Annotated in this window: 6 protein-coding genes; 2 read left to right on the top strand and 4 right to left on the bottom strand. The window is 65.4% G+C overall.

Annotated elements, in window-relative coordinates; all coding sequences use genetic code 11:
- Together infB and rbfA are read left to right on the top strand one after the other, a co-directional pair.
- A partial coding sequence (gene infB / locus HUK82_RS14015; protein WP_176614552.1) for a translation initiation factor IF-2 occupies positions 1 to 2036 on the top strand: 2036 nt, incomplete at its 5' end.
- Entirely contained in the window at positions 2033 to 2473 is a 441-nt protein-coding gene (rbfA, locus tag HUK82_RS14010; RefSeq protein ID WP_176614551.1) for a 30S ribosome-binding factor RbfA, read from the top strand. The genes infB and rbfA, both read left to right, overlap by 4 nt.
- 46 nt (positions 2474 to 2519) lie before the next feature.
- Here the strand turns inward: rbfA and HUK82_RS14005 are convergent, their stop codons facing one another.
- The 4 genes from HUK82_RS14005 to HUK82_RS13990 form a co-directional block, all read right to left on the bottom strand.
- Positions 2520 to 3113 (bottom strand): PqiC family protein, encoded by a 594-nt coding sequence (locus HUK82_RS14005; protein ID WP_176614550.1) that lies wholly within the window; start codon positions 3111 to 3113, stop codon positions 2520 to 2522.
- Positions 3110 to 4057: an MlaD family protein gene (locus HUK82_RS14000; RefSeq protein ID WP_176614549.1), complete on the bottom strand. Its 948-nt coding sequence runs from the start codon at positions 4055 to 4057 to the stop codon at positions 3110 to 3112. The genes HUK82_RS14005 and HUK82_RS14000 overlap by 4 nt, the downstream gene beginning before the upstream one ends.
- 3 nt (positions 4058 to 4060) lie before the next feature.
- Positions 4061 to 4849, bottom strand: coding sequence for an ABC transporter ATP-binding protein (locus tag HUK82_RS13995; RefSeq protein ID WP_176614548.1), 789 nt, complete (start codon positions 4847 to 4849; stop codon positions 4061 to 4063).
- Positions 4849 to 5581 (bottom strand): MlaE family ABC transporter permease (locus tag HUK82_RS13990; protein ID WP_176614547.1); only part of this gene is annotated, 733 nt, incomplete at its 5' end. The genes HUK82_RS13990 and HUK82_RS13995, both read right to left, overlap by 1 nt.

Below are 5581 nucleotides of genomic sequence, written 5' to 3'. Positions count from 1 at the left end.
CGGCAGCCCCGGCTGAGACGCTTCGCCTGCGCAGCAGCGATGGCGACGACGATCGGCGCGCACCGGCGCGGCGTCCCGGTGGCCAGACGCCGCCACGCAAGAGTGCTGGTCCGGCTCCGAAAAAAGGTGGTGATAGCCGTCGCGGCGGCCGCATCGACGTTATGGCGGCGATCGAGGGCGACGACGACAAGACACGCTCGCTCGCGTCGGTTCGCCGTCAGCGCGAACGTGAGCGCCGTCAGGCCGAACTCGAGCGCCTGCGCGCCGATCAGGTCCGGGTGGTACGCGACGTCATCCTGCCGGAGACGATCACGGTGCAGGAACTGGCCAACCGCATGGCGGCCCGTCAGGGTGAGGTCATCAAGTCCCTGATGAAGATGGGCGTGATGGCGACCGTGACGCAGGTCATCGACGCCGACACGGCCGAACTGGTCGTCGAGGAGTTCGGTCATCGCGTTCGTCGTGTTTCCGACAGTGATGTCGAGATCGGCATCGAGGGCGTCGAGGACGAGGCGGCCGAGCTGCTTCCGCGCGCACCCGTCGTCACGATCATGGGGCATGTCGACCATGGCAAGACATCCTTGCTGGATGCCCTGCGCACGACTGACGTCGCGGGCGGCGAAGCCGGCGGAATCACCCAGCATATCGGCGCCTATCAGGTGACGCTGGCCTCTGGCTCGCGGATCACCTTTATCGATACGCCGGGCCATGAGGCATTCACGTCGATGCGCGCCCGCGGTGCCTCCGTCACCGACGTGGTGGTGCTGGTGGTTGCGGCGGACGACGGCGTGATGCCGCAGACGATCGAAGCCATCAAGCATGCGAAGGCCGCGGATGTGCCGATCATCGTGGCGATCAACAAGATGGACAAGCCCGATGCCAAACCGGACCGGGTGCGTCAGGAGTTGCTGAGCCACGAGATCGTGGTCGAGAGCCTGGGTGGCGACACGCAGGAAATCCAGGTCTCCGCCCTCAAGCGCACGGGACTGGACAAGCTTGAGGAAGCCATTCTGCTTCAGGCGGAAATCCTGGATCTGAAGGCCAATCCTGATCGCGTCGCAGAGGGGCCGGTGATCGAGAGCCGTCTCGATCGTGGCCGTGGTCCGGTTGCGACCGTATTGGTCCAGAAGGGAACGCTCCACAAGGGCGACATCGTCGTGGCGGGCGCCGAATGGGGCCGCGTGCGCGCGATGCTGGATGACAAGGGGCGTCAGCTGTCCGAGGCTGGTCCGTCGATGCCGGTTGAAATTCTCGGTATCGCGGGTGTCCCGGGGGCGGGCGAGCCGTTCGTGGTGGTGGACAACGAGAATCGAGCGCGCGAAATCTCTGAATTCCGCCAGCGTAAGATCAAGGAGAAGATGGCGGCCGGGCAGAGCGCTGCTCGTGGCACGCTCGACCAGATGCTGGCGCGCATTCAGGCGGGCGAGCAGAAGGAAGTCGCGATCATCATCAAGGCCGACGTTCAGGGTTCGGCCGAGGCCCTTCAGACCACGGTGCTCAAGCTCGAGCATGAAGAGGTTCGGGTGCGTGTTCTCAACGCATCCGTGGGCCAGATTACCGAAAGCGACGTGCAGCTTGCCAAGGCGTCCAACGCCGTGCTCGTGGCGTTCAACGTGCGTGCGACGTCGCAGGCCCGGGAACTGGCGCAGCGCGACGGGGTCGATATCCGCTATTACTCGATCATCTATCAGGTCGCGGACGACGTGGAGCAACTGGTGAAGGGCAAGATCGCGCCCAAGCACCGGGAGAAGTTCCTTGGCTACGCCGAGATCCGTCAGGTGTTCAACATCACCAAGGTCGGCAAGGTCGCGGGTTGCTACGTCACCGAAGGGCTGGTCAAGCGTGGCTGCGGCGTGCGTCTGCTGCGTGACAACGTGGTCATCCACGAGGGCGATCTCAGCCAGCTCAAGCGCTTTAAGGACGATGTCCGCGAAGTGGCTCGTGGTTATGAGTGCGGTCTGTCCTTCGCCGGGTACAACGACCTGCGGGAAGGCGACGTGGTCGAGTGCTTCGAAATGGAACTCGTTCCGGCATGAAGCGCGGCGCGTCGGTAAAAAAGGGTGGCGGCGTTGGGCCGGCGGGGAAACTCGCCGGTCACGGTGCGTCCGGGCCGTCGCAGCGCCAGCTGCGTGTGGCCGAGGAGGTTCGCCGTGCTCTGGCCGAAGTGTTTGCGCGGACCGAGTTCCGTGACCCCGATCTCGCCGATGCGCGCGTCACGGTAACCGAGGTCCGGATTTCTCCCGACTTTCGACACGCGACGGCGTTCGTCGCGCGACTGGGACGTTCGGATATCGACGGTATTCTGCCGGGACTGAAGCGTGTCGCTCCGTTTCTGCGCACGCAGCTGTCGCATTCCCTGCGGCTTCGCACAGTGCCCGAGCTTCATTTCCAGCCCGATACCGCGCTGGATTATGCGATGGAGGTCGATGCCCTCCTGCGCCAGCCCGAGGTAGCGCGCGATCTGGAGGACTGATGTCCTCCGCTTGACCGACGGCACCCGGGCTCTGTTCCCCTGATATCTAGATCGTGGCGGGAAGCACGATCTGCTGCGCAAGATCCGTCAGCAGGGTGCGTGTCTGCGCCGCGAGTGCCGCGTCCCCCGTGCCCGTGGTGGGACGCGTGATCACCGTGCGATTGCGTGTGAGCGGTGCCCCGGTATCGCTCGGGATCAGGGTCCAGCTCGCAGCTAACGTGGCGGCACCGTCCGCAGTCATATCCAGCTTTTCGATCACAACCTCGAGCCGGGCGCTCGGCGGTAACAGCGGGTGCTGATCGGTAATGGCGAGTGCCGGTGTCCGCTCGCGCAGCACGCTGGCAATCAACGCCGTAGCCTGCTCTGACAGCCGGGCCGCCCAGCGCCCGCTGGGACTACGGTTCAGCGCTAGTCCGTCGCGCGTCACCATGTCCTGTGTATCGAGATAATCCGGCAGTGCGACGCGCGCGACATAGACCAGGGGCCTTTGGTCGGGTGTCGTCGGCACGGAGACGTCAGCGCCGCCGTAGCCGAGCGTATAGAGTTGCAGGGGCGGAGACGCGCAACCGGTCACGCCCGCAAGCGCGGTGAGGAGACCCAGGGCCAGGCCCGCGCGAGTCAGGGGGCAGCGAAGCGTCATGGGCGTCGACCTGTGAGAAGAAGTTGCGGATTGCGCTCCACATCGCTGGCGAAACCACGCAGGGCTGCAGCACTCGCGGCAATGTCGCGCAGCGCAGAGGCGAGGTCCGCGCGTTCGGACGAGCGCGGAGACGTCATGGTGGCAACATGGGCCAGAATCGCGTCGGCGCGCTGGAGGGATGCGTCCGTGCGCGCCAGCAAGGTGTGCAGATCGGCCCCACGTGCATCCAGCTGCGTCGTGCCGTGATCGGCCAGACGCGCGACGCTGGCCAGTGTTTCGTCCAGATGCCCGCGCAGATCCTCGATCGCGGCCCGTGTCGAGTCGGACGTCTCCTTGAGGCTGTTGGTCAGGGGGGGCACCGTGCTCCGCAACTCGTCGGCCAGCGCGCGGACACTGACGATCGCGGCCTGCGCCTCGTCGACGGTCTGTTTGAGCGGAAGCTGGGTCAACGTCTGCTTCATGCGCTCGATGTCGGACGCGCGTGAGGGAATCTCGATCCCGCTGCCCAGGTTCGGGTGCAGGATCGCCGCCGACTTGGGCGCGAAATCAAGGTTCACGTTGCTCTGGCCGGTGACGAAACTCTGCACGTTGAGCTCCGCGCGCAGGCCGCGCGCGACCATGCCGGCCATGGTGGGCGTCGATCCGCCGCTTGCATCCGGGGTGAGTTTGAGACGCTCGGGCGTCAGATCCATCTCGACGGGGATAAAGGCGGTGTTCGTCGCTGGGTCGTAGGCGATGGACACCGAGCGCACCGACCCCACGGTCACGCCCCGGAACGTGACCGCCGCCCCGACCGTCAGGCCCGCAGCCGAGCCCGGAAAGACGGAGAAGGCGTGCTGCGTGGTGCGAAAGGGCTGGAATTTGCCGAAGAAGATCAGGCAGGCGAGCAGCAGCGCCATACTGCCGAGCACGAAGGCGCCGATCGTGGTCTGATGCTTGTCCATCTCTCAGGCGTTCCCGTCGGTCTGCTGTGCGTTGCGGTTCATGAAGGCATGGATCTGCGGGTCGTCGCTATGATCGCGCAGCTCCCGGGGCGCGCCGTGCGCGATGGCGGTGCGCGTCGTGGCGTCGAGGAAAACGCCGTCGTCAGCGATGGCGAACAGGCTCGGCAACTCGTGGCTGACGATCACGATCGTAGCGCCAAGGCCGTCGCGCAGCGTGAGAATGAGTTCGTCAAGTCGGGCCGAGGTAATCGGATCGAGGCCCGCCGAGGGCTCGTCGAAAAACAGGATGTCGGCGTCCAGCGCGATGGCGCGGGCGACGCCTGCGCGTTTGCGCATCCCGCCGCTGATTTCGGACGGATACAGGTCGATGGCATGCAGCATGCCCACCAGCGCGAGCTTGAGCGTGACCATGCGCCGGATCGTGTGATCATCGAGGCGCGTGAACATCTGCATGGGCAGTGCGACGTTCTCGCCGACCGTCATGGAACTCCAGAGGGCACCGCTCTGGAACAGGACGCCGAAGCGATGTCCGATCTCGGTCCGACGTTCGGCGCTGGCGTCCCAGTAGCTCTCGCCTTGCACGTCATACTGACCGGCCTTGGGACGCAGCAGGCCGATCATCGATTTCAGGACGGTACTTTTGCCGCAGCCCGAGCCACCCATGACCGCAAAGATGCTGCCACGTTTAACGTCGAACGACAGGTCGTGCTGGATGATCTTGCTGCCGAAACCCAGCGTCAGCCCCTCGACACGCATCACCGCGTCGGCGCCGAGTGACGAGGGAGCTGCCATCAGAACCCCACCACATCAGCGAAAACAGCGAACAGGGCATCCAAAGCGATGACGCCCACGATCCCGACCACGACGGCGCGGGTGGCGGCAATACCAACGTCGGCGGCTCGCCGTCCCGCCAGAAGGCCGATACGGCAGGACGTGATCCCGATCAGGGCGGCGAAAAACACCGTCTTGCAAAAGCCGAACACAAACTGATCGAGCGAGACGGCAGAGATGGTCTGGTGCCAGTAGCTCAGCGCCGTGACATCGAGCATCGCCGCCGTGACCACGAAGCCGCCGATCATCGCCACGGCGCAGCCGTACAGGTAGAGCAGCGGCATCATCAGCATCAGCGACGACACCGCCGGCAGCAGCAGGTAGCCCGACGTCGGAATGCCGAAGACCTCCAGTGCGTCGATTTCCTCGTTACCTTGCATGGTCGCGATTCGGGCGGCGTAGGCTCCCCCGGTTCGACCGGCCATGATGATGGCGGTCATCACCGCCGACATCTCACGCACGCAGGCGAGCCCCACTAGGTTCGCCACATAGATGTCGGCGGCGAATTTTCGCAGCTGTACCGCCCCGACAAAGGCCAGGATCGCACCGATCAGCACATTGACGACGCTGACGATCAACAGCGCCTGCGGGCCGGCCGCGCGGATGTCGGACAGGAAATCGACCCGACGCATGCCGCCGCGGCCGTGCAGCACCGCCCAACGGCCGCGCGCCGTGTCCGCGGCGAGCAGGCTG

This window comes from Ameyamaea chiangmaiensis (assembly GCF_013376175.1).
In the GTDB taxonomy this organism is placed as follows: domain Bacteria; phylum Pseudomonadota; class Alphaproteobacteria; order Acetobacterales; family Acetobacteraceae; genus Ameyamaea; species Ameyamaea chiangmaiensis.
Note: the sequence above shows the minus strand (reverse complement) of the source record. Positions and strands in the feature narration are given on the sequence as shown.

Coding starts and splice junctions, on each gene's coding strand:
- HUK82_RS14005 (WP_176614550.1), bottom strand. CDS start 3,113: ATGACGCTTCGCTGCCCCCTGACTCGCGCGGGCCTGGCCCTGGGTCTC.
- HUK82_RS13995 (WP_176614548.1), bottom strand. CDS start 4,849: ATGGCAGCTCCCTCGTCACTCGGCGCCGACGCGGTGATGCGTGTCGAG.
- HUK82_RS14000 (WP_176614549.1), bottom strand. CDS start 4,057: ATGGACAAGCATCAGACCACGATCGGCGCCTTCGTGCTCGGCAGTATG.
- rbfA (WP_176614551.1), top strand. CDS start 2,033: ATGAAGCGCGGCGCGTCGGTAAAAAAGGGTGGCGGCGTTGGGCCGGCG.